Origin of the sequence: Lolliginicoccus suaedae, assembly GCF_008312885.1 — a bacterium.
GTDB classification, from domain to species: Bacteria; Actinomycetota; Actinomycetes; order Mycobacteriales; family Mycobacteriaceae; genus Lolliginicoccus; species Lolliginicoccus suaedae.
The window spans coordinates 976006-998332 of record NZ_VSSO01000001.1 but is presented as its reverse complement, the minus strand read 5'-3'; the positions used below and the strand labels follow the sequence as shown (position 1 = coordinate 998332).

Below are 22327 nucleotides of genomic sequence, written 5' to 3'. Positions count from 1 at the left end.
GCCAGTTGTCGTCAAGGAGATCGTCTCGTGGCATCAACCAGTCGGCGGAAGCATCCGCTGCGGGCACTCAGCGCCGTGCTCATCCTCGTCGCCCTGTGCTTCACTCTCGTCCTGTTCACCGGGGACCGCGGCACGACGCCGCGCCTCGGCGTCGACCTGCAGGGTGGTACGCGGGTCGTGCTGTCCGCGATCACCCCGGACGGATCGAGCCCTAGCCCTGACGCTCTCGAGCAGGCGCAGGAGATCATCGCCACCCGCATCAACGGCCTCGGCGTCGCCGGCTCCGAGGTGCTCATCGATGGCGAGACCCTTGTCATCACGGTGCCGGGCCAGGATGGTGCCCAGGCGCGCACGCTCGGGCAGACCGCGCGGATGTATGTCCGTCCGGTGCTCAACGCGCAACCCGCTCCCAATGCCGCGGAGAGCACCCCGGAGGAGGGCATTGGCACCGAGGAGGAGCCCCGGCCAACTCTGCCCGGAGACGCGGACGAGGCTGCCGCGCTGATCGAGGAGGCCCGCGCCGCCCGGCAGTCCGAGGACCCCGAGACGCAGGCAACGACGCTGGCCGAGCACGAGTGCAGCCCGCTCGACCCGCTCGCTGGCAACGACCTGCCCGACAAGCCCCTGGTCACCTGCGGCAGTGACGGCCAGGTCGTCTACCTGCTCGGTCCCGTCCTCATCGAGGGCGAGGAGATCGACAGCGGCAGCGTGAGTGGCGGCTTCAACCAGCAGCAGGCGCGGTGGGAAGTGTCGTTCCGCTTCCAGGGACAGGCCAGCGACGACTGGGCCGCCTTCACTCGCCAGAGCATCGGCCAGCAGGCCGCGTTCGTGCTCGATACCGCCGTCGTGAGCGCACCGGTGATCCGCGATGCCACGCCAGCGGGCAGCGCCACCTCCATCTCCGGCAACTTCACCGAGGAAGAGGTCCGCGACCTCGCCAACCAGTTGCGCTACGGCGCCCTGCCCCTGTCCTTCGAGGCATCGCAGGCCCAAACGGTCTCGGCCACCCTCGGGCTCGCCTCGCTCGAGGCCGGGCTGATCGCCGGCGCGATCGGGCTGCTCGCGGTCCTCCTCTACGCTCTCGCGTACTACCGGTTGCTCGGCGTCATCGCCGGACTGTCCCTCGCCATCGCCGTCGGACTGGTCTACGGAGTGCTCGTGCTCCTGGGCCGGTACGTCAACTTCACCCTCGATCTCGCGGCCATCGCCGGTTTCATCATCGGCATTGGCATGACGGCCGACTCGTTCATCGTCTACTTCGAGCGCATCAAGGATGAGATGCGCGAGGGCCGCAGCTTCCGCAGCGCGGTCGAGCGAGGCTGGCAACGGGCCCGGCGGACGATCATGACCGGCAATGCCGTCAGCTTCCTCGCCGCCGCGATCCTCTACCTGCTCGCGGTGGGACAGGTGAAGGGCTTCGCGTTCGCGCTCGGCCTCACCACTGTGCTCGACCTTTTCGTGGTGTTCCTGTTCACCTATCCCATGCTGAGCCTCGCCATTCGATCCCGGCTACTGTCGAACCCGCGGCTCAACGGCCTCGGCGCGATCACCGACGTCGCTCGCGAGCGCGCCCAGCAGGAGCAGGCCCGGGCAGCATCCAGCACGAACGTGGAAGGTGCCACACCATGACAACTTCGCAGGCCACCACTGAGCCGACTCGTCGGCATGGCTTCTTCCACGGCCTCTACACCGGCACGGGCGCGTTCGAGATCGTGGCGCGCCGCAAGCTGTACTTCCTCGTCGCGCTCGCCCTGATCCTCATCTCGCTCGCCGGAATCGGTATCCGCGGGTTCACCTTCGGCATCGATTTCGCTGGTGGCACCCGTGTCGAGATGCCAGCTGGCGAGGTCACCGCGCAGCAGGCCGAGGAAGTGTTCACCGACGTGATCGGTGTGGCACCCACGACGGTGCAGATCGTGGGCACCGGCGCCACCGCATCGATCCAGATCCGTTCCGAGACCCTCGAGGAGCCGCAGATCCAGGCCGTGCAGCGTGGCCTGTTCGAGGCTTTCGAGCCCCGGGGCGCCGACGGCGAGCCGGATATCAACGCGATCAGCATCGCGAAGGTGAGCGAGACGTGGGGCGGGCAGGTCACCGAGAAGGCCGTCCTCGCGCTGATCGTGTTCCTGGTCCTCGTGTGCGTCTACATCGCCCTGCGATTCGAGTGGCACATGGCGGTCGCGGCGATCGCCGCGGTGATCCTCGACCTCACTGTCACGGCCGGTGTGTACGCGATCGTGGGGTTCGAGGTCAGTCCCGCCACGATCATCGGGCTGCTCACCATCCTCGGCTATTCGCTCTATGACACGGTCGTCGTGTTCGACAAGGTGCAGGAGAACACGAGCGGCGTCACGAGCAGCCTGCGCCGCACCTACGCCGAGCAGGCGAACCTCGGTGTCAACCAAACCCTGATGAGATCGTTCAACACGTCTCTCATCAGCGTGCTGCCCATCGCGTCGCTGATGATCGTCGCGGTATGGATGCTCGGCGTCGGCACGCTCAAGGACCTCGCCCTCGTGCAGCTCGTCGGCATCGTCATCGGCACCTACTCATCGATCTTCTTCGCCACGCCGTTGCTCGTCACGCTCAAGGAACGCACTCCCGAGATCAAGGAGCACACGGCTGCGGTGGCCGCGCGGCGGGCAGGGCCAGCGGCCCCGGCAGTCGCCGAGCCCGTCGCGGCCTCCACCGATGCACCAGGCGCGCGCCACGAATCCGGTGCGGCGCAGCCACCACGTCGGCGCGGATCAGCGCCGGCGCCCGGCGCGCGCCCGACGGGCAAGCGTCGCCGGTGAACCACGTCCGGGAAGGAATCCGGGAATGATCCATGGCATCCGATCCACTCGAACCAGCACGGGCATCGCTCGCCGACGGGCCATGGCGGTCGCAGCGCTAGCGACAGCGGCCATCGTTCCGCTCAGCTCCTGCGCGACCGTTGACACGCTCGACGAGTACACCCTCGGGTATGCCATCGATGCACCGATCACCACCTACAACGCCAACACGGTCGATGGCGCGTACTCCGCGGCACCCGCCGTGCTCGGCCGGGTGCTCACCGGATTGAGCTACATCGGGCCCCAGGGGACCGCGGTGTTCGATCGGGACTTCGGCACCATCACCCCCGTCCCGGGCAGCCCCTCGGCCTTCGACGTGACCCTCGACGCTGATGCGGTCTACTCCGACGGCATTCCCGTCACCTGCAACGACCTCGTGCTCGCATGGGCCGCCGGCAGCGGCCGCTTCACCGCTCCAGGCCCCGATGGCGCGCCCGAGCCGCTATTCGACGCTGCTACCGACTGGGGCTACGCCGACATCGAGGCCATCGACTGCGAGCCCGGCTCCAAGAGCGCGCAGATCCGGTTCCGCGAGGGCAGGCTGGTCACCGACTGGGCCGAGATCTTCTCCGCCACCACGATCATGCCGTCGCATGTCGTGGCCCGGGAGGCCCGGGTCCCCGACATCGTGGGCGCCGTCAATAGTGGCGATACCGAAGCATTGGCACGGATCGCCGAGTTCTGGAACACCGGCTGGGATCTCGAGCCCGGCGAGATCGACCGCACGCTCTACCCGTCCTCCGGCCCCTACCGGATCGAGTCATTCACCGAGGATGGTGGACTGCTGCTCGTGCGCAACGATCGATGGTGGGGCGATCCTCCGCGGACCCCGCGGATCGTGGTGTGGCCAGGGATGGACACCCGCGAGATCGTCGCGCGCGGCGAGGCGCAGGTGGTGGAGACGGGCGCGGGATCGGTGCCTGGCCTCGACCTCGCCGGCTATGACGCGCGCACCGTGGCCTCGCTGAACACCGAGCAGTTGATCTTCAATACCCGAGGCGTGTTCGGCAATGTCGATGCCCGTCGCGCGTTCACCGGCTGCGTGCCCCGCCAGCGCATCGCCGACGATGCCATCAATGATGAGTTCGGTGACTCCGCGCCGAGTCCCGGCGTGGTCAGCTCCCGCACGATGCAGCCCGGCGACCCAGCGTACGGGTTCGTGGCTGGACCGGCGCAGCAGATCTTCCTGCAGCCCGATCTCGCGCTCGCCCGCAACTTCCCGCAATCCGACGACATGCGGGTCCGCATCGGCTACCGGGGCCCGGACCAGCGCCGGGAGGAGACAGTCTCGTTCATCGCGCGAAGCTGCCAGGAGGCTGGGATCATCGTCCAGAACGTCAGCTCCCGTGACTTCGATCCGGTGCAGGCCATGGAGTCGGGAGAGGTCGATATCGTTCTCGGTGGCGTCGGCGGCGTCCAGTCCAGCGGTGGCCTCGCCTCCGAGGCGACCAGCCTCAGTGCCCTGCACTCGCGCAACGGCCGCAATATCGGTGCTTTCGCGCAGGACCGCGTCGACATCCTCGTCGCCGAGCTTGCCGTGATCAGCAATCCGGATGCGCGCTACGTCCGCTTCGCCGAGGCCGAGAGCATCCTGTGGAGCGAGCTGCCGACCGTTCCGCTCGCGGTGCAGCCGCGCACCGTGGCGAGCGCGGAGTCGATCGTTGGCGTGGTGCCCAACCCATCGCGGGCCGGGGCCGGATGGAACATGGACAGGTGGGTGCGGGGCTGATGGCATCGGGCCTCGAGGGGCTCATCGCCTCGCTCACCCGGACCGTGCCGGACTTTCCCAAGCCCGGCGTGCGGTTCGCTGACCTGAGCCCGCTCTTCGCGGACGGGTACGGGCTGCGGTCGGTCATTGCCGCGCTCGCGGAATCCCCCCGGACCGGCACCGGCATCGATCTCGTGGCCGGCATCGATTCGCGCGGCTTCCTGCTCGGCGCCGGCGTCGCGCTGCACCTCGGCACCGGGATGCTCGTCGTGCGCAAGCAAGGGAAGCTGCCGCCGCCTGTGCATGCGCGCAGCTACGCGCTCGAGTACGGCGAGGCCACGCTCGAGATCCCCGCCGAGGGCATCGAGCTCGCCGGGCGCCGCGTGCTCATCATCGACGATGTGCTCGCCACCGGTGGAACACTGGGCGCGGCGAAAGCGTTGCTCGAGCAAGCAGGTGCCGAGGTCGTGGGCGCCGCGGTCGTGCTCGAGCTCGAGGCGCTCGCCGGACGCGCCAAGCTCGGAACCACCCCTCTCGCGGCGCTCGTCGCGCAGTGAGCGCTACAGTTGCGGTGAGGCGGCTTCGTTTCGGATAGGAGGTGGACGCGTGAGCCATGATGCGCAAGCCCCGCATGAGGCAGGCACCACCCCGACGGGTGCGGAGGAGGATGTCCCGCGCCCCCTCGCGTCGATGGTCAACGCGCCAGGATCCGCCTCCCGGCGCGTGCGGGCCCGGCTCGCGCGGAGGATGACCGCGGGCCGAAGCGCCGCGGTCAAGCCCGTGCTCGAGCCACTCGTCGCGATCCACCGCGACTTCTACCCCAAGGCGCCGCTCGTCACCCTGCAGCGCGCGTATGACGTGGCCGAGGAGCGCCACGCCGAGCAGATCCGCAAGTCCGGCGATCCATACATCACTCATCCGCTCGCTGTCGCGACGATCCTCGCCGAACTAGGCATGGACACCACCACGCTCATCGCGGCGCTGCTGCATGACACCGTCGAGGACACCAGCTACAGCCTCGAGCAGCTGACCGCTGAGTTCGGCGATGAGGTCGCCCACCTCGTCGATGGCGTCACCAAGCTCGACAAGGTCGTGCTGGGCACGGCCGCGGAGGCCGAGACGATCCGCAAGATGATCATCGCCATGGCCCGTGATCCGCGAGTCCTCGTCATCAAGGTCGCTGACCGGCTTCATAACATGCGGACGATGCGGTTCCTGCCGCCGGAGAAGCAGGCGCGCAAGGCCCGCGAGACGCTCGAGGTGATCGCGCCGCTCGCGCACCGGCTCGGCATGGCGACGGTGAAGTGGGAGCTCGAGGACCTCGCGTTCGCGATCCTGCACCCGAAGCGGTACGACGAGATCGTCCGGCTCGTGGCCAACCGGGCCCCCTCGCGCGATATCTACCTCGACAAGGTGCGCTCGCAGATCAAGGCGGCGCTCGAGGCCGCCAAGCTCAATGCCGTGGTGGAGGGCCGCCCGAAGCATTACTGGTCGATCTATCAGAAGATGATCGTCAAGGGCAAGGACTTCGACGAGATCCATGACCTCGTGGGCATGCGCATCCTGTGCGACCACGTGCGCGAGTGCTACGCCGCGATCGGTGTGGTGCATTCGTTGTGGCAGCCCATGGCGGGCCGCTTCAAGGACTACATCGCCCAGCCTCGCTACGGGGTCTACCAGTCGCTGCACACCACGGTCGTGGGGCCCGAGGGCAAGCCGCTCGAGGTGCAGATCCGCACCCATGACATGCACCAGAACGCCGAGTACGGCATCGCCGCGCACTGGCGCTACAAGGAGACCCGCGGCAAGCATCACTCGGACAGCTCCGAGGTCGACGAGATCGCGTGGATGCGGCAACTGCTCGACTGGCAGCGCGAGGCCGCGGATCCTGGCGAGTTCCTCGAGTCGCTGCGCTATGACCTCGCGCGCAAGGAGATATTCGTCTTCACCCCCAAGGGGGACGTGCTGACCCTGCCTGCGGGCTCCACCCCGGTGGATTTCGCGTACGCGGTGCACACCGAGGTGGGGCATCGGTGCATCGGCGCGCGCGTCAACGGTCGCCTCGTGCCGCTCGAGCGCACGCTCGACAACGGTGAGGTCGTGGAGATCTTCACCTCCAAGGACGAGGGCTCCGGGCCGAGCCGCGACTGGCAGAAGTTCGTCGTCTCGCCGCGCGCCAAGACGAAGATCCGCCAATGGTTCGCCAAGGAGCGCCGCGAGGAGGCCCTCGAGACGGGCAAGGACGCCATCGCGAAGGAAGTGCGTCGCACCGGCCTGCCGCTGCAGCGCATCCTCAGTGGCGACCTGATGGCCGCGACGGCGCGGGAATTGCGCTACCAGGATGTCGACGCGCTCTACACCGCGGTGGGGGAGCACCATGTCTCTGCCCAGCATGTGGTGCAGCGGCTCGTCGCGCAGTTCGGTGGCGTCGAGGATGCCGAGGAGGAGCTTGCCGAGCGGGCTACGCCATCGAGCACCCCGCGCAGCAGTCGCCGCTCGGCGAGCGATGTGGGCGTCGAGGTGCCGGGAGTTTCAGGGGTGCTGGTCAAGCTGGCCAAGTGCTGCACGCCCGTGCCTGGGGACGAGATCCTTGGTTTTGTCACGCGCGGCGGTGGGGTCAGCGTCCACCGTACCGACTGCACCAATGCGGAATCCCTGCGCGCGCAACCGGAGCGCCTGATCGATGTGCAGTGGGCGCCCTCGCCGCACTCGATGTTCCTCGTGGCCATCCAGATCGAGGCGCTCGACCGGCACCGCTTGCTGTCGGACGTGACCAAGGCGCTCGCCGACGAGAAGGTGAACATCCTGTCCGCTTCGGTGGCGACGTCGGGCGATCGGGTAGCGATCAGCCGGTTCACCTTCGAGATGGGCGATCCGAAGCACCTCGGTCATGTGCTGAACGTGGTGCGCAATGTCGAGGGCGTCTACGACGTGTACCGGATGACCTCAGCGGTCTAGCTCGACACCGATGATCTGCACCGGCCGGATGGGCGCACCGCTGTGGCCCGAGATGGGGCCAGCTTCGGCAATGGCATCGAGCACCCACATGGCGCTCGCGTCGACGGTGCCGATGATCGTGTAGGACGGGGGCAGTGGCGAGTCGTCGAACACGATGAAGAACCGGCTGCCACTGTTGCCGCCCGCCGTGGTCTCCATCGCGACGGTGCCTCGCGGGTAGGTCGTCGGGGCGGTGCTGCGGCGCTCGCCGTCAATCGTTGCTTGATCGGCAGGGAACTCCGCTGGTGTGCCATAGCCGGGCCCGCCGGTGCCCGTGCCGCTCGGATCGCCGCACTGCAAGGTGTATACCCCGCGCGTGGTGATGCGGTGGCAGACCGAACTGGTGTAGAAGCCCTGCTCCGCGAGGCTGAGGAAGCTATTGGCCGTGCAGGGTGAGAGGGATCGGTCGAGCGTGATGGGCACCGTGCCGCGCCGGAGCTCGAGCCGGACCGTGGCGAATCCCGCAGCGGCCACGTCCTTCTCGGGCGGCAGCGCGACGGGACGGGCAGGACTGCCAGACCGTGGGTACTCGCAGCTCACGGTGGGCGGCAGGGGATCAGAGCGGGGGGAGGTGACGTCGAGCGGCGGGGAATCGCGGAGCACGGGTGCTGGCGCGGAGGCCGCGACCGCAGCCTCCGCGCCAGCGGGGGTATCAGGGACGAGGGCAGCCGGCGGCATCGGCTCCGTGGCAAGGGAGCATCCAGCGAGGACCAGGCTGATGCTCGTGCACAGCCCGGCCCCGCCCAGGATTCGAGCCGTCGCTCTGCCCAATGGCTATTCCTCCACCGTGACTGATGTGATCTCCGCGGGAACGCTCGGAGCCCCGTCGCCGGGGGCGCTCCCAGGATTCTCCGCGACTCCCGCTTGCGCAATGGCATCGATCACAGCGAGACCAGGATCATTGATCTGCCCGAAGACGTTGTAGGCGGGGGCGAGCGGGGAATCGTCGTAGACCAGGAAGAACTGGCTGCCGTTGGTGCCTGGCCCGGCATTGGCCATCGCGATCGTGCCGCGCGGGTAGATCGTGCCGCCGCGCGGTGCCTCCTGGTACTGGTCGGCGGGGAACTCATCGGCGAAGGCGTAGCCGGGACCGCCACCACCGGTGGCCGAGGGATCGCCGCACTGCAGGACAAAGATGCCCGCGGTGGTCAGGCGGTGGCAGCTCGTGCCATCGAAGTAGCCTTGCTCGGCGAGACTGACGAAGCTATTGACCGTGCAGGGGGACTTGGCGCGGTCGAGCGTCACGCCGACCGGCTCGCCGTTGAGGTTGATCGTGGCCGCGACGTTGCCCTCGGCAGGGATGCCCGTCTCGGCTGGCCGCTCGGCCTCCTTGGCGGCGGGGCGGCCGCTGTCGGTGTAGGAGCAGTCGACGGTGGCTGGCAGCGCCTCGGCCCGTTCCGTCGGCAGCGCCTCGGGCTCGGGGATCTCCTGCTGCTCCTCGAACATCTCGTCGAACATCTCGTCGCCCTGGTCCTCCGCCGCCACGGAATCGCTGGCTCCGTCGGAATCACCGCCGCTCGCGAGCGTGTATACGCCGAACGTCGCGCCGGCGAGGGCCACCACGCCCACTACCGCACCGGCGCCGAGCAGCACCTTCTTGCGTCGTTCCTGCTTGCGCCGCTCAGCGATCGTTTGCTCGAGCGTGGTCCTCGCGGCCTCGCGCCGCTCCTGGTTCGACGCCACCGCGGCGACCCTCCTTGATTTGATTTCGGTTTACCGCCTGACAGGCTAGCCGCATACCCTGAGAAGTACAGTGATTGGTTGCTGAGGAGCTCCTGTGTTGCCGGGGGCCCGCGGACCGATCACCCGGGACGCGCCGCGCAGGCGTGCCGCGGCAATGATGCAGGACGAGTACCGGGAGAGTGGACGCGTGCGAGTAATGGGATTCCCCGCCGGGATGTTCCAGACCAACTGCTACATCATCGCGCTCGACGATACGAACGAATGCGTGGTGATCGATCCTGGGCAGGACGCGATGCCGGCGCTGCGGAGCGTCTTCGATGAGCATGGCCTCGCGCCCGTCGCGGTGGTGCTCACTCATGGTCATCTCGACCACATGTGGTCGGCGCAGCCACTGTGCGACGAGCACGGCATCCCCGCCTATATCCATCCGGAGGATCGTGGCATGCTCAGCGACCCCGCGTCCGGCATCGGCCCGCAGCTCAGTGGCTTCATCCAGGGGATGGAGTTCCGCGAGCCTGGCACGGTCAAGGACATCCAGGACGGCGACCTGCTCGAGCTCGCGGGGATCGAGCTCGCGTTCGCCCATGCTCCGGGCCACACGAGAGGCTCGGTGATCGCGCGCACCCAGGTGGCTACCGAGGATGGCCCGCGTGACATAGTGTTCAGCGGCGATACGCTGTTCGCCGGGGGGATCGGACGATCCGATCTGCCTGGCGGGGACGCGGACCAGTTGATCCGCTCGATCAAGGAGACCCTGCTCGTGCTCGACGACAGCACCACGGTGCTGCCCGGGCATGGCGGAGCGACCACGGTCGGGCACGAGCGGGCAACCAATCCGTTCCTCCGCTAGCCCCGGCTCGCGGCGAGCCCCTACGGCTCCCGCGCCGGCACCGAATGCGACAGTGACAGCTCGACGCAGACAGTTCGATGCAGACAGCTCGACCCAGCCAGAAAGCCAAGACACGAGACCGTGAGCACCAGATTCTCGGCCCCCAAGGGCGTACCCGACTATGTGCCGCCGCAGTCGGCGCAGTTCGTTGCTGTTCGTGACGCGCTCCTGCGGGCCGCGTCGCTAGCCGGCTACGGGCATATCGAGCTGCCCGTGTTCGAGGACACCGCCTTGTTCGCCAGGGGTGTCGGAGAATCCACCGACGTGGTGACGAAGGAGATGTATACCTTCGCTGATCGGGGCGACCGCTCAGTGACCCTGCGCCCCGAGGGCACCGCCGGCGTGATGCGAGCCGTCATCGAGCATGGGCTCGATCGGGGCGCGCTGCCGGTGAAGCTGCGCTACTCCGGGCCCTTCTTCCGGTACGAGCGGCCCCAGGCCGGGCGCTACCGCCAGCTCCAGCAGGTCGGCGTCGAGGCGATCGGCATTGACGACCCGGCCCTCGACGCCGAGGTCATCGCCGTCGCCGACGCGGGATTCCGCAGCCTCGGGCTCTCCGGGTTCCGGCTTGACATCACCTCGCTCGGCGATGACACCTGCCGGCCCGAGTACCGGGAAGTGCTGCAAGAGTTCCTGCTCGGGCTCGACCTCGACGAGGAGACCCGCGAGCGGGCCCGGCTCAACCCACTGCGCGTGCTCGATGACAAGCGCCCCCACATCAAGGAGATGACTGCCGGGGCGCCCCTGATGCTCGACCATCTCTCCGATAGCGCGAAAGCCCACTTCGATGAGGTCCTCGGCCACCTCGATCGGCTCGGCGTGCCCTACACCATCAATCCGCGGCTAGTGCGGGGCCTGGACTACTACACCAAGACCACGTTCGAGTTCGTCCATGAGGGCCTCGGCGCGCAGTCCGGCATCGGCGGCGGTGGTCGCTACGACGGGCTGATGGCAGAATTGGGCGGGCAGCAGCTCTCCGGCATCGGCTTCGGCATCGGCGTCGACCGCACCGTCCTTGCTCTCGAGGCAGAGGCAGTCGCGGCAGCCTCCACCGCGCGCTGCGAGGTCTTCGGGGTTCCGATGGGCCAGGCCGCGCGCGAGCGCATGGTCACCATCCTCGGCGACCTCCGCGCCGCCGGGATCCGCGCCGACATGGCCTACGGCGGGCGGGGCGTGAAGGGCGCGATGAAGGCAGCGGACAAGTCCGGCGCCCGGATCGCCCTGATGCTAGGCGACCGGGACCTCGCCGAGGGAACCATCGGCATCAAGGAGCTCGCCACGGGCGAGCAGCGATCGGTGCCGCTCAGCGACATCGTCGCGGAAGCGAGGAGCGCGCATGCCTGACGACTCCACCAGCCCCGGAGGCCAGCCCGCAGCGGCACCTGTTCCGCTCGACCTCGTCCGGCGCGAGATCGTGGTGCCCAAGCTGCGCCGCATCTCCCTGATCAGCATCGCGGTCGGCATCCTCATCACCATGCTCGTGTCGCTGTTCGCGCCGTTCTGGGTCGCCGTCCTCCTCGGCGCCGTGATCGGCGTGCCGCCAGCGCTCGGCTCGTACCTCGCCGCGCGCCGGGCCTACTGGCTGTCGGGGCGCACGGTCCACGCCCGCACCCTCGCCACCCGCAGCGTCGAGATCGGCGGACTGACCCGCGCGGAGCTCGTCGTGCAGCCAGGCCGGTTCCGGCAGGTCCACCTCGCCCTCGCCGATCGCGACAACTCGCTGGCGATCCCGCTTGCCCTGTACGGCGATGACCGTGGCGCCGAGCTCGACATCATGGGCATCCGGCGCCTCGCCGACGTGCTCGCGATGAGCGAGCTCATCAGCGCGGAGATTGTCTCGCGCGTGCTCGTCGAGCACCTCCGGGCCGAGGCGCGCGGCGCGGGCCTGACCACCCGCCCACTCTTCCGGGCCGTCACTCGGGCCGAGGAGACCGCGCCCTCGTCGCGCGTCGCGCTCTCGGAGGAGGATCTCGCTCTCATCATCGAAGCGGAGCAGTAGCACCCCCCCAGGAATGCACCCCAAGAATGCCCCCCAGGAATGCCCCCCAGATAGCCTCCAGGGAAAGCCTCCAAGGATTCCCGTAACCGCTGACATCCCGGCGCCAGGTGCGGGATGATCAAGAGCATGGGACGCACCGAGGCGCTCAGGCATGTGGTCTCCGACCGCAAGGATGCCGTGCTGCGCCGGTCGCTGGAAGTCGTCGCCGGGCCGGAAGGCATGCTGGTGTCCGGGCCGGAGTCCGAGGTACAGACCTATACCGAGCGCGTGATCAGCGAGGCCCCGGGGGCCGCCTCCGCGGAAGTAGTGCCGTTGCGGCTGCTGCCTGGAGTGCCTGGCCCGAGCTTGCTTCGCCGACGAAGCGGCGCTTTCCTCAAAGTGGCTCCCTCGGCCCGCGGGATCCTGGCCGCGCGTGGCGTGCTGCCGGGCAGCGATGGCATCTTCCGCAGCACCTTGCGCGGGGCCAACGCGATCCGGGCCGCGCACCTGCACTGGATCACCTCAGCGATCAGCCCGCGCAGCATCATCAACGCGCACGCGACATTCTCGATGATGGCTCTGCGCACAGCGGTGCGCGATACAGAATCCGCGATCGACCGCGTGGGTGGCACCGCTGATCGCGTGCTCGCCCTTGCCGAGGCGTCCCGGGTCGGCGATGTCGTCGGCCACCACCGCGCGCTCCGCAGGCTCGTGCGCACCGTCGACGAGACTGGCGTGCTCACCTCTGCCGACTGGGCCGCAGTGGCACCGATCGGCCCCATGCTCGAGGTGACGGTGGAGCGCTTGCGCGCCCACGCGCGCCGCGCGCTCGAATCCATTCCCCGCGATGACTCCGTGCCGGACCGGGCACGCAACCTTGCTGCGGCGATCGATGACAACCGGCTGGGCGAGACATTGCAGCTGCTGCTCGTGGCCGAGGAATCGGTGTACATGTGGCAGCAGCTGCGCATCGAACGGGTCCGGCAGGCCGAGCCGGAGCATCTGCATTCGGTCATCGCCTCCTCCCGGGAGCAGCTTGGCGAGCACAGTGATCGGGACCGTGACATCGTGCGCGCCCTGCGCGAGCAGCTTGGCAGCCTCGGTTCCGTGCGGGTGCGGGAGATCCACAGGCTGGGCGCGACGCATCGCTTGCGACGCTCCATCAGCCAGTTGCAGGACGATCTCGAGGAGTTCACCGACTCTCGCGATGGACAGCTCGCGGGCTGGCTCGACGACGAGGATCCAGCCCTCGCGGCAGCGTTGCAGGAGATGCGACGCCGCGCGACCGGTGTGGGTCGAGCAGCGCGGGGCAGGCTGGGCCAGGTGGGCAGCCAACTGCATTCGATAGCCCGCCCGAAGCACGACTAGTCGCCAGCGCCCGGGTGGCGCATGATGGTGCGCGTGCCCACATTGGAGACGTTGCGGCTGCCGGTAGTGGTGTGGCTGGCGGCGCTCGCGGCGTATGTGGTGGCGGTGCTCAACCGCACCTCGCTCGGTGTCGCTGGCCTGGACGCGACGGAACGATACGGGGTCACCGCATCGATGCTGTCGCTGTTCGTGGTGCTCCAAGTGCTGGTGTACGCGGCGATGCAGATCCCCTCGGGGCTGCTGCTCGATAGGTTTGGCTCGCGCGCGATGATCTCCGCGGGGCTGGTGATCATGGCGGTGGGGCAGGGCACCCTGGCGCTCAGCGAGGAGCTGGGGCTAGCGATCGCGGCGCGCGTGCTCGTGGGCCTCGGTGATGCACTGGTGTTCATCGCGGCGATACGGGTGATCCCGCAGTGGTTCCCGGCGCGGCAGGTCCCGCTGCTCACGCAGTTGACGGGCATCCTGGGCCAGTCGGGGCAGGTGTTGTCGGCGGTGCCGCTGGCGTGGTTGCTGCATGGCCCGGGATGGTCGGTGGCGTATGCGTCGGCCGCGGCGTTGTCCGTGCTGGTGGCAGTGGGCGTGCTCGCGGTGGTGCGTGATGATCCGTCGGGCACTCGAACCGTCCAGCGTGCTGGCTCGGTACCCGCGGTGCTGGCGGGCATCAGGTCGGTGTGGTCGCGGCCTGGAACCCGCCAGGGCTTCTACGGACACATGGGCACGGCGTTCTCGGGGAACGTGTTCGTGCTGCTGTGGGGCTTTCCCTTCCTGGTGGGGGCGCAGCGGCTCGATGCGGCGGTGGCGAGCGGGTTCCTGGCGTTGTTCGTCGTGGCGACGGTCGCGGTTGGGCCTTTCGTTGGTGTGCTCACGGGACGCTATCCGTGGCGGCGGGAGATGATCGTGCTGGGGATCATCGCGCTCAACGCGGCTGCGTGGTCGGTGATGCTGCTCGTGGCGTGGCCGGCGCCTGGCTGGTTGATCGGGCTGCTGGTGGTGGCGGTGGCGACGGGCGGCCCGGGGTCGGTGATCGGTTTCGACCTGGCGCGCACGTCGAACCCCCCGGAGCAGCTGGGGCTGGCCCAGGGGATGGTGAACCAGGGCGGGTTCGTCGCGACGCTCGTGACGACGGGGCTCGTGGGCGTGGTGCTGACCCTTGCGGGCGGATATACCGCCGAGGCGTTTCGTCTCGCGTGGCTGGTGCAGTTCCCGGTGTGGGCGGTTGCGGTGGCCGGGGTCGTTGCCATGGGTCGGCGGGCGCGGGCCGGGGCGGTCCCGCCCTAGCAGGTCCTGGCCAAGATCGACTAGCCGAGATCGGGCGCGGCGAAGGTGTCGCAGGCGCTGACCTGTCCGCTGCGGTATCCGGTGAGGAACCATTGCTGGCGCTGCGCGGAGGAGCCGTGCGTCCACGATTCGGGGTTGACCTGCCCGGTGGTGGATTCCTGGATGCGGTCGTCGCCGACGGCCTCGGCGGCGGAGAGCGCGTCGGCGATGTCCCGGTCGGAGAGCGGCAGCAGGAAGGGCTCGCTCATGCCGGGCAGGGGAGTCTTGTCGGCGTAGTGCGCCCAGATGCCGCCGTAGCAGTCTGCTTGTAGCTCGGCCCGCACGGCGCCGGACTCGGGGCCGCGGGGGTCCTGGCGGGACTGGCGGAGGTCGCCGAGGAGGTTCTGGATGTGGTGGCCGAATTCGTGGGCGACGACGTACTGCTGCGCGAGGGGGCCGGTGGAGGCGCCGAACTGGCGGGCGAGGACGTCGAAGAAGTCGGTATCGAAGTAGGTGGTGTTGTCGGCGGGGCAGTAGAAAGGCCCGACGGAGCTGGTGGCGTTGCCGCAGCCGGTGCTGGTGGCGCCGGTGAAGAGGTGCACCCCGGGTGGTGTGTAGGTGCCGGGGAGCAGCTCGGACCAGATGGCGTCGAGGGATTCCGCGGTGGCGCCGATGCGGCAGTTGATGTCCTCGTTGGCGGCCTCGCCGGTGGTGCAGTGCTCGATGCTGGGCCCGGCCCCGCCGCCGCCCGCTGCACCGGTGCCGCTGGAGAGGCCGGGCACCTGGCTGGGGTCGCCGCCGACGAGCAGGACGATGGCGAGGATGACGAGCGCGCCGAGGCCACCGCCGCCCGCCGCTATCTTCGTGCCGCGCCCCCGTCCGCCGCTGGTCATGCGGTTCGGGTTGGTGCGGGCGCTGGGGTTGAAGGTCATGGGCGTATTTTTCCACCTGCTGGGGCGGGCGCGCGCCAAATCGGTTTCTCGCGCGCGGACGCGGCACCGTAGGATCGACGAAGGCATGCGCGTGCCGTCCCTGGGCGGTCCCGCGCGTGCGTCGAGTTTTCGGTTCGGTTGTGCCCGTGAGGAAAGGATCCCCGTGCTTCGCACCCATTTGGCAGGTTCGCTCCGCGCCGAGCATGCCTCCCAGTCCGTGACGCTGTCCGGCTGGGTGGCTCGTCGCCGCGACCACGGTGGCGTGATCTTCATTGATTTCCGTGATGCGTCCGGAGTGTGCCAGGTGGTCTTCCGTGATGAGGCGGTGCTCGCGCAGGCGCACCGGCTGCGGGCGGAGTACTGCATCAGCGTGACCGGCGTGGTGGAGATGCGCCCGTCGGGCAACGCGAACTATGAGATCCCCACGGGCGAGATCGAGGTCAACGTCACCGAGCTCGTGGTGCTCAACGAGAGCGCGGCACTGCCGTTCCAGCTCGATGAGGCCAGCGTGGGCGAGGAGACGCGGCTGCGCTACCGCTACCTCGACCTGCGGCGCGAGGGTCCCGGCCACGCGCTGCGGCTGCGGTCTCATGTGAACGCCGCGGCGCGCTCGGTGCTCGCGCGGCACGAGTTCGTGGAGGTGGAGACGCCGACGCTGACCCGCTCGACGCCCGAGGGCGCCCGTGACTTCCTCGTTCCCGCGCGCCTGCAGCCAGGCAGCTTCTACGCGTTGCCGCAGTCGCCGCAGCTGTTCAAGCAGTTGCTGATGGTGGCTGGGGTGGAGCGGTACTACCAGATCGCTCGCTGCTACCGCGATGAGGATTTCCGCGCCGACCGGCAGCCCGAGTTCACTCAGCTCGACATCGAGATGAGCTTCGTGCGGCAGGACGATGTGATCCTGCTGGCCGAGGAGATCCTGGCCGGGCTGTGGAAACTCATCGGCCACGAGATCGAGACGCCCATCCCGCGGATCACCTACCACGAGGCGATGCGTCGGTTCGGCTCGGACAAGCCCGATATGCGATTCGGCATCGAGCTCGTGGAGTGCGCCGACTACTTCAAGGACACGCCGTTCCGGGTGTTCCAGTCGCCGTACGTGGGCGCTGTGGTCATGCCGGGCGGGGCGAGCCAGCCCCGCCGCGAGCTCGATCGCTGGCAGGAGTGGGCGAAGCAGCGCGGCGCCAAGGGCCTGGCGTACGTTCTCATCGGCGACGATGGCACGCTCGGCGGCCCGGTGGCGAAGAACCTCTCCGATGCCGAGCGTGACGGCCTGGCCGCGCATGTCGGCGCGAAGCCCGGTGATTGCGTGTTCTTCGCGGCGGGGGCCACGAAGTCCTCGCGCGCGCTGCTCGGCGCGGCCCGTGGCGAGATCGCGCGCCGCATCGACGCCATCGACGAGGATGCCTGGGCATTCGTGTGGGTGGTGGACGCGCCGATGTTCGAGCCCGCCGAGGAAGCGACCGCGAGCGGCGACGTCGCGCTGGGCAACAGCTCCTGGACGGCGGTGCACCACGCGTTCACCTCGCCCAAGCCGGATTGCCTCGACACGTTCGACACCGATCCCGGTTCAGCGCTCGCGTATGCCTATGACATCGTCTGCAACGGCCATGAGATCGGTGGCGGCAGCATCCGTATCCATCGCCGGGATGTGCAGGAGCGCGTGTTCTCGGTGATGGGCATCTCGCAGGACGAGGCGCAGGAGAAGTTCGGCTTCCTGCTCGATGCGTTCGCGTTCGGCGCTCCGCCGCACGGCGGCATCGCGTTCGGCTGGGATCGCATCGTGTCGCTGCTCGCGCGCACCGATTCCATCCGCGATGTCATCGCGTTCCCCAAGTCCGGTGGCGGGGTGGATCCGTTGACAGACGCGCCCGCGCCGATCACCGCGCAGCAGCGCAAGGAATCGGGCATCGATGCGAAGCCGGTGGCTCGCCAGCGTTCCTGAGGACGGGGTTTCCTGAAACGATGGGCCATACATCCAGCGAGGCGGTGAGCATGACGGCCAGCGAGCCCGGTTCCGGGCGGGGCACGCAGCCCGCCGGTGACGCGCGCGATGCCGAGGCGGTGCTCTCGATCGGCGCGGAGCATCTGCGTCGCCTGCGGGGGCGGGTGCGCAGACTCGTCGCGAACGAGGGCATCACCTTCACGCCCGAGGCGGCCCAGTGGAACCTTGATCCGGTGCCGCTGATCATCCCGGATGATCGGTGGTCGGTCCTCGAGTCGGCGATGCTGCAACGGTCCCGGCTCCTCGCTGCCCTGCTCACCGATCTGTACGGGGAGCAGCGCACCATCAGCGAGGGCCTGATCCCGCCGGAGCTCGTGTACGGGCATCGCGGGTTCCTGCGTTCGGCGCATGGCACCCACACGGGGGACCAGCCGCCGTTGTTCCTGCACGCCATGGATGTCGCCGACACCGTCGAGGGCGGCCACGTGGTGCTCGAGGATCGCGCGCAGGCACCGCTGGGCATCGGCTACGCCCTCGCGGACCGCAAGGTCATCACCCACGCCGTACCTGGATTGCACCAGCAGGTGCTGCCCCGCACCCTGACGTCCTTCATCCAGGTGATGCGCCTGGCGCTGGAGTCGGCCTCGGCCGGGCACGAGGACGATCCGGTGATCGTGATCCTCAGCCCGGGCCCCGATGCGACGGCCTCCTTCGACCACGCGTTCCTCGCCTCGATGCTGGGCTATCCGCTGGTGGAGAGCACGGACCTCACGGTCAGCGATGGCCGCTTGTGGATGCGCGCGCTCGGCAAGCGCATGCCCATCGACGTGGTGGTGCGCTTCATCGATTCCGCCGCGACGGATCCACTGGACCAGCGTTCCCCGTCGCGCACGGGCGTGGCCGGGCTGACCGAGATGGTCCGCCGCGGCGCGGTGCGGCTGGTGAACCCCCTCGGTTGCGGAGTCGTGGAGAACCCTGCGCTCGGCCAGTACCTGCCGCGGGTGAGCCGCGCCCTGCTTGATGAGGACCTGCAGCTGCCCTCGGTGGAGTCGTGGTGGGCCGGCGATAGCGCGGGACGCTCCCATGTGCGCGAGCGCATTGTTGACCTGGTGTGCGAGAACATCCGCACGGGCGAGTCGGTGATCGGCGCGGACCTGACGCGGGCGCAGCGCGATGAGCTGTGCCAGCGCATCGATGACGAGACGTGGCAGTGGTGCGCCCGGCTCGTGCCCGAGCAGCCGATGCACCCCGTGATCACCTCGGCCGGGGGCGTCGCGGATGCTCCGGTCACCCTGCGCATGTTCTCGGTGGCGCAGCGCGCGGGCTACACCGTGATGCCGGGCGGGTTCGCGCACACGCCCATCGGGCATCGCGCCGAGGCGTCATCGACGGGCGTGCAGCTGGCCAAGGATGTGTGGGTGCGCTCGACGGAGCGCTCCGCCGGGGGAGGCGCGGTCACGGTGACGCCGACGGAGGCGCCGGAGCCGGTGTCGGCGCCGAGGGTAGCGCGGCATGGATTGTCCGCGGAGGGCGTGACCTCGCCGCGCGTGCTCAATGACTTCTTCTGGCTGGGCCGCTACGCGGAGCGTGCGGAGGACACGGCCCGGTTGTTGATCGCCGTGCGGGACCGCCACCAGGACTACCGGGCGCGCCCCTGGCTGAGCGGCAGTTCCTCGCTGGCAGTCCTGGTGACCGCGCTCGGCACGGTCGCTGGGTCTCGCGAAAGGGGCGATGCGGGCGGCAGCACTGCTGATCGGGCGCTGCGGGAGCTGCGCTCGCTGACCGGCGAGGCGGATCGCGTTGGCTCGCTGGCCTATTGCGTGCGGAAGCTGGAGTCGGCCGCGCGGGGCGTGCGCGACCAGTTGTCGCTGGATACGTGGATGGTCCTCTCCGGCGTCAATGATGCGCTCGACGAGTTCGCCGACGATGCCAGCGCCGATCCCGTGGTGATGGCGACGGTGCATTCGGCGGTGCTCGGTGGAATGCTGGCGCTCTCCGGCCTCGGGTCGGAATCGCTCGTGCGGGATCCTGGATGGCATGTGATGGATCTGGGCCGGCGCATCGAGCGGGCCAGCCAGCTCGTCGCGCTGATCGGGGCGACGCTGAGCGGCTCGCACCGGGAATCGACGGAGTCCGCGCTGATGGAATCAGTGCTGCTCGCGTGCGAGTCGTCGGTGATGTACCGGCGCCGGCAGCATGGCGTGCTCCGGGTGGCGCCGCTGGCCGAGTTCCTCTTCTTCGACGCGAGCAACCCGCGGGCGCTGGTGTACCAGCTCGAGCGGATCCGCGAGAACTTCGCGTCCCTGCCCGAGCATGCCGTGCCCGCCCGCGCGCTGCGCCTCGCCGAGGACATCCTGACAAAGGTGCGGCGCGCTGATCCGCTGGCGCTCGAGGCGGTGGACGAGGACGGAAAGCGTTCCGCCCTGGCCGCCTTGACCCGCGGCGTGCGGGATGATCTGCGGGAGCTGTCCGACATCGTCGAGAACAGCCTGCTCGCGCCTCCGGAGGACATGCAGCCCATCTGGGTGACGGTGGGCGGGGTGCGGTCCAGTGCCGGCGGGCTTGCCGGACCGACCGATGAGGTGGTCGGCTGATGGTCACGCGCGCCTACCAGGTCACCCATATCACCACCTACTCCTACCCCGAGGCTGTCACGTCGTCCTACGGCCGGGGCTATGTGACACCCCTGGAGATGCCCGGGCAGCGCCGCCTCGAGCACAGCGTCACCGTGTCGCCGGAGCCGACGGACCAGTCGTTCATGACGGACTACTACGGCAATACCGGGGTGTACTTCCATGTCACCTCCGAGCACACGGAGCTGGCGGTCACGGGACGGTCCCTCGTGGAGGTGGATGCGCCGGAGGAGGGCTACTTGCGATCGGGGCTCGCCGACGCGCCATGGGAGATGTGCCGCCCGGTGGGCCGAGATGGGGCGCGCGCGGTGGACTTCCTGCTCGACAATGATCCTCCCGAGGTCACCGAGCAGGTCCGCGAGTACGCGGCCAGCATCTTCGTGCCCGGCCGCCCGCTCGCGGAGGCCGTGTGGGACCTGACGCATCGCATCTTCACCGAGTTCCACTACAAGTCCGGGTCGACGACGGTATCGACGAAGGTCTCCGAGGTGATGGAGCGCAGGTCGGGCGTGTGCCAGGACTTCGCTCGCGTCGCCATCGCCTGCCTGCGCTCGCATGGGCTCGCCGCGAGCTATGTCTCGGGCTACCTGGCAACGACGCCGCCGCCGGGCAAGGAACGGATGATCGGCGCGGATGCCACCCATGCGTGGGCCGCGGTGTGGCTGCCCGGCGACCGGTGGCTCGCGTTCGATCCCACCAATGACCAGTTCGTCGATGAGCGGTATGTCACCGTTGCCCGTGGCAGGGACTTCACCGATGTGTCGCCGCTACGTGGGATCATCTTCACCAAGGCGAAGAAGAGCTCCATGTCAGTGTCGGTCGATGTGGCGCCTGTGGATTCGCCAAGAGATGCCGAGCGCGCCGACGGCGATCCCCGTCCTGGCTGAACAACGAGTAGCGTGGATAGCGATGACCGCGATTATGCCCGATCCGCCTGAACCCGCACGGTCCGTGGTGGCCGCTGCCGAGCAACTCCTCGCCAAGCGGTATGGAGTAGTTGTCCGCTTGACAGATCCGGAGGATCTCGGGGGGAGCGGTCAAGCGATCGTGCTGCGCGTCCGCGTCGCCGAGAGCCCCATCAAGCTCTCCCGCACGCTGATCATCAAGCAGATCCACGACAGGGAGAGCGCCCCCCGCAACGGCCAGACCCATGTGGAGAGCTTCCTGCGCGAAGCTGTCTCCTACCAGTTCGCCAACTCTCTCGACGCGCGGCACCGGCCAGGGCCGGAACTGCTCGCCCACGACCTCGACCAGCACCTGCTCATCCTCTCCGACCTCGGCGATGTGCCCACCCTCGGCGCTGTGGTGCAGGAGGACCCGGAGGCCGACGCCACCAACGTGCTGATGGGCCTCGCGCAGAGCCTCGGCAGGATGCATGCCGCTACGGCCGGCCGGTCCGAGGACTTCGGGGCGCTGCTGCGCCGTGCCCGGTCCCGCTTCCCCATGTCGCCGGTCCTGCCGCCGGAGCCATTCCTCGAGGCGCTGCGCGAGGCGCCCCGGTTGCTCGCGGATCGACTCGGCGTCGCCACGCCCGCCGGGGTCCAGCAACGCGTGAATGACTACGCGGAGCTCCTGACAGGGCCGTCCTATCGCGCGTTCAGCCCGGGCGATCTCTGCCCGGACAACATCGTTGTCAGTGCCTCGGGAATCAGGTTCCTCGACTACGAGTCCGGTGGCTTCCGCGATGCCACGCTCGACCTGGGCTGCCTGCTGGTGTCGTTCCCGCAATGCTCCTGCGATCTCGGTCTCGCGCCCGAGCAGGCCGACGCCATGGTCGATGCCTGGCTCGCCGAGGTCGAGGGCGTGTGGCCGCAACTGCGCGAGGGCAACCTCCTGCGGGACCGCTTGCTCGCCGCGCGCACCGTATGGGTGTGGCTCTCCACGGCCTGGCACCTGCCGGACGACTACTCGCGGCGCGCGGCCGAGCGGGAGCATTCCCGCGCCCGCCCCGCCACCCAGGCCCTTGCCAGCCGGTGGGCAGGGCTCGCGCTCGCGGCCGATGCGGCCGGCACGGAGGACCTCGCCCGGCACGCCACCGAGGTGATGGATGCGCTCTCGAGCCAGCGCGCACCGATCTCCCGGAGCATCCGCGCCCGCTAGGCGCCC

Annotated in this window: 17 protein-coding genes; 14 read left to right on the top strand and 3 right to left on the bottom strand. The window is 69.0% G+C overall.

The features are described 5' to 3' along the window. Nucleotides 1-27 precede the first annotated feature (27 nt). The 5 genes from secD (at nucleotide 28) to FXO18_RS04530 (ending at nucleotide 7500) form a co-directional block, all read left to right on the top strand. Nucleotides 28-1629 carry a protein translocase subunit SecD gene (gene secD, locus FXO18_RS04550; protein ID WP_187774170.1) on the top strand — a complete coding sequence of 534 codons (1602 nt, stop codon included), beginning with the start codon at nucleotides 28-30 and terminating at the stop codon, nucleotides 1627-1629. Next, on the top strand, nucleotides 1626-2795 hold the full coding sequence (gene secF, locus FXO18_RS04545) for a protein translocase subunit SecF (protein ID WP_149359832.1): 1170 nt from the start codon (nucleotides 1626-1628) through the stop codon (nucleotides 2793-2795). Before secD ends, secF begins: the two co-directional genes overlap by 4 nt. Nucleotides 2796-2820: 25 nt before the next feature. Beyond that, complete coding sequence (locus tag FXO18_RS04540; RefSeq protein ID WP_149359831.1) at nucleotides 2821-4563, top strand: ABC transporter substrate-binding protein; 1743 nt, start codon at nucleotides 2821-2823, stop codon at nucleotides 4561-4563. Next, on the top strand, nucleotides 4563-5099 hold the full coding sequence (locus FXO18_RS04535; RefSeq protein ID WP_235900438.1) for an adenine phosphoribosyltransferase: 537 nt from the start codon (nucleotides 4563-4565) through the stop codon (nucleotides 5097-5099). The genes FXO18_RS04540 and FXO18_RS04535 overlap by 1 nt, the downstream gene beginning before the upstream one ends. Before the next feature lie 133 nt (nucleotides 5100-5232). Then, nucleotides 5233-7500, top strand: coding sequence for a RelA/SpoT family protein (locus FXO18_RS04530; protein ID WP_187774196.1), 2268 nt, complete (start codon nucleotides 5233-5235; stop codon nucleotides 7498-7500). On the opposite strand, the gene FXO18_RS04525 is transcribed toward FXO18_RS04530, so the two are convergent. Both FXO18_RS04525 and FXO18_RS04520 read right to left on the bottom strand, forming a co-directional pair. Continuing rightward, on the bottom strand, nucleotides 7489-8310 hold the full coding sequence (locus tag FXO18_RS04525; RefSeq protein WP_149359829.1) for a peptidylprolyl isomerase: 822 nt from the start codon (nucleotides 8308-8310) through the stop codon (nucleotides 7489-7491). The genes FXO18_RS04530 and FXO18_RS04525 overlap by 12 nt on opposite strands. A 3-nt stretch (nucleotides 8311-8313) precedes the next feature. Continuing rightward, complete coding sequence (locus tag FXO18_RS04520) at nucleotides 8314-9222, bottom strand: peptidylprolyl isomerase (RefSeq protein ID WP_149359828.1); 909 nt, start codon at nucleotides 9220-9222, stop codon at nucleotides 8314-8316. 187 nt (nucleotides 9223-9409) lie between these two features. On the opposite strand from FXO18_RS04520, the gene FXO18_RS04515 reads away from it, so the two are divergent. From FXO18_RS04515 to FXO18_RS04495, 5 genes are all read left to right on the top strand, one after another. Then, nucleotides 9410-10072, top strand: a complete 663-nt coding sequence (locus tag FXO18_RS04515) for an MBL fold metallo-hydrolase (RefSeq protein ID WP_149360108.1) — start codon at nucleotides 9410-9412, stop codon at nucleotides 10070-10072. 120 nt (nucleotides 10073-10192) lie between these two features. Beyond that, the gene (gene hisS, locus FXO18_RS04510) at nucleotides 10193-11455 is read left to right on the top strand and encodes a histidine--tRNA ligase (RefSeq protein ID WP_149359827.1); all 1263 of its coding nucleotides are present in this window, start codon (nucleotides 10193-10195) and stop codon (nucleotides 11453-11455) included. After that, nucleotides 11448-12110: a hypothetical protein gene (locus tag FXO18_RS04505; RefSeq protein WP_149359826.1), complete on the top strand. Its 663-nt coding sequence runs from the start codon at nucleotides 11448-11450 to the stop codon at nucleotides 12108-12110. The genes hisS and FXO18_RS04505 overlap by 8 nt, the downstream gene beginning before the upstream one ends. A gap of 114 nt (nucleotides 12111-12224) precedes the next feature. Beyond that, nucleotides 12225-13457 carry a hypothetical protein gene (locus FXO18_RS04500; protein WP_149359825.1) on the top strand — a complete coding sequence of 411 codons (1233 nt, stop codon included), beginning with the start codon at nucleotides 12225-12227 and terminating at the stop codon, nucleotides 13455-13457. A gap of 33 nt (nucleotides 13458-13490) precedes the next feature. Then, the gene (locus FXO18_RS04495; protein ID WP_235900437.1) at nucleotides 13491-14735 is read left to right on the top strand and encodes an MFS transporter; all 1245 of its coding nucleotides are present in this window, start codon (nucleotides 13491-13493) and stop codon (nucleotides 14733-14735) included. Between the two features lie 20 nt (nucleotides 14736-14755). Here the strand turns inward: FXO18_RS04495 and ypfJ are convergent, their stop codons facing one another. Then, entirely contained in the window at nucleotides 14756-15733 is a 978-nt protein-coding gene (gene ypfJ, locus FXO18_RS04490; RefSeq protein WP_223114498.1) for a KPN_02809 family neutral zinc metallopeptidase, read from the bottom strand. A 76-nt stretch (nucleotides 15734-15809) separates the two neighbouring features. On the opposite strand from ypfJ, the gene aspS reads away from it, so the two are divergent. From aspS to FXO18_RS04470, 4 genes are read left to right on the top strand one after another with little or no spacing between them, the layout of a single operon-like run. After that, the gene (aspS, locus tag FXO18_RS04485) at nucleotides 15810-17588 is read left to right on the top strand and encodes an aspartate--tRNA ligase (protein WP_149359823.1); all 1779 of its coding nucleotides are present in this window, start codon (nucleotides 15810-15812) and stop codon (nucleotides 17586-17588) included. A gap of 20 nt (nucleotides 17589-17608) precedes the next feature. Next, complete coding sequence (locus FXO18_RS04480) at nucleotides 17609-20182, top strand: circularly permuted type 2 ATP-grasp protein (protein WP_149359822.1); 2574 nt, start codon at nucleotides 17609-17611, stop codon at nucleotides 20180-20182. Next, nucleotides 20182-21108, top strand: a complete 927-nt coding sequence (locus FXO18_RS04475; RefSeq protein ID WP_149359821.1) for a transglutaminase family protein — start codon at nucleotides 20182-20184, stop codon at nucleotides 21106-21108. Before FXO18_RS04480 ends, FXO18_RS04475 begins: the two co-directional genes overlap by 1 nt. Nucleotides 21109-21130: 22 nt before the next feature. Continuing rightward, on the top strand, nucleotides 21131-22321 hold the full coding sequence (locus FXO18_RS04470) for a phosphotransferase family protein (RefSeq protein ID WP_149359820.1): 1191 nt from the start codon (nucleotides 21131-21133) through the stop codon (nucleotides 22319-22321). Nucleotides 22322-22327: the final 6 nt, after the last annotated feature.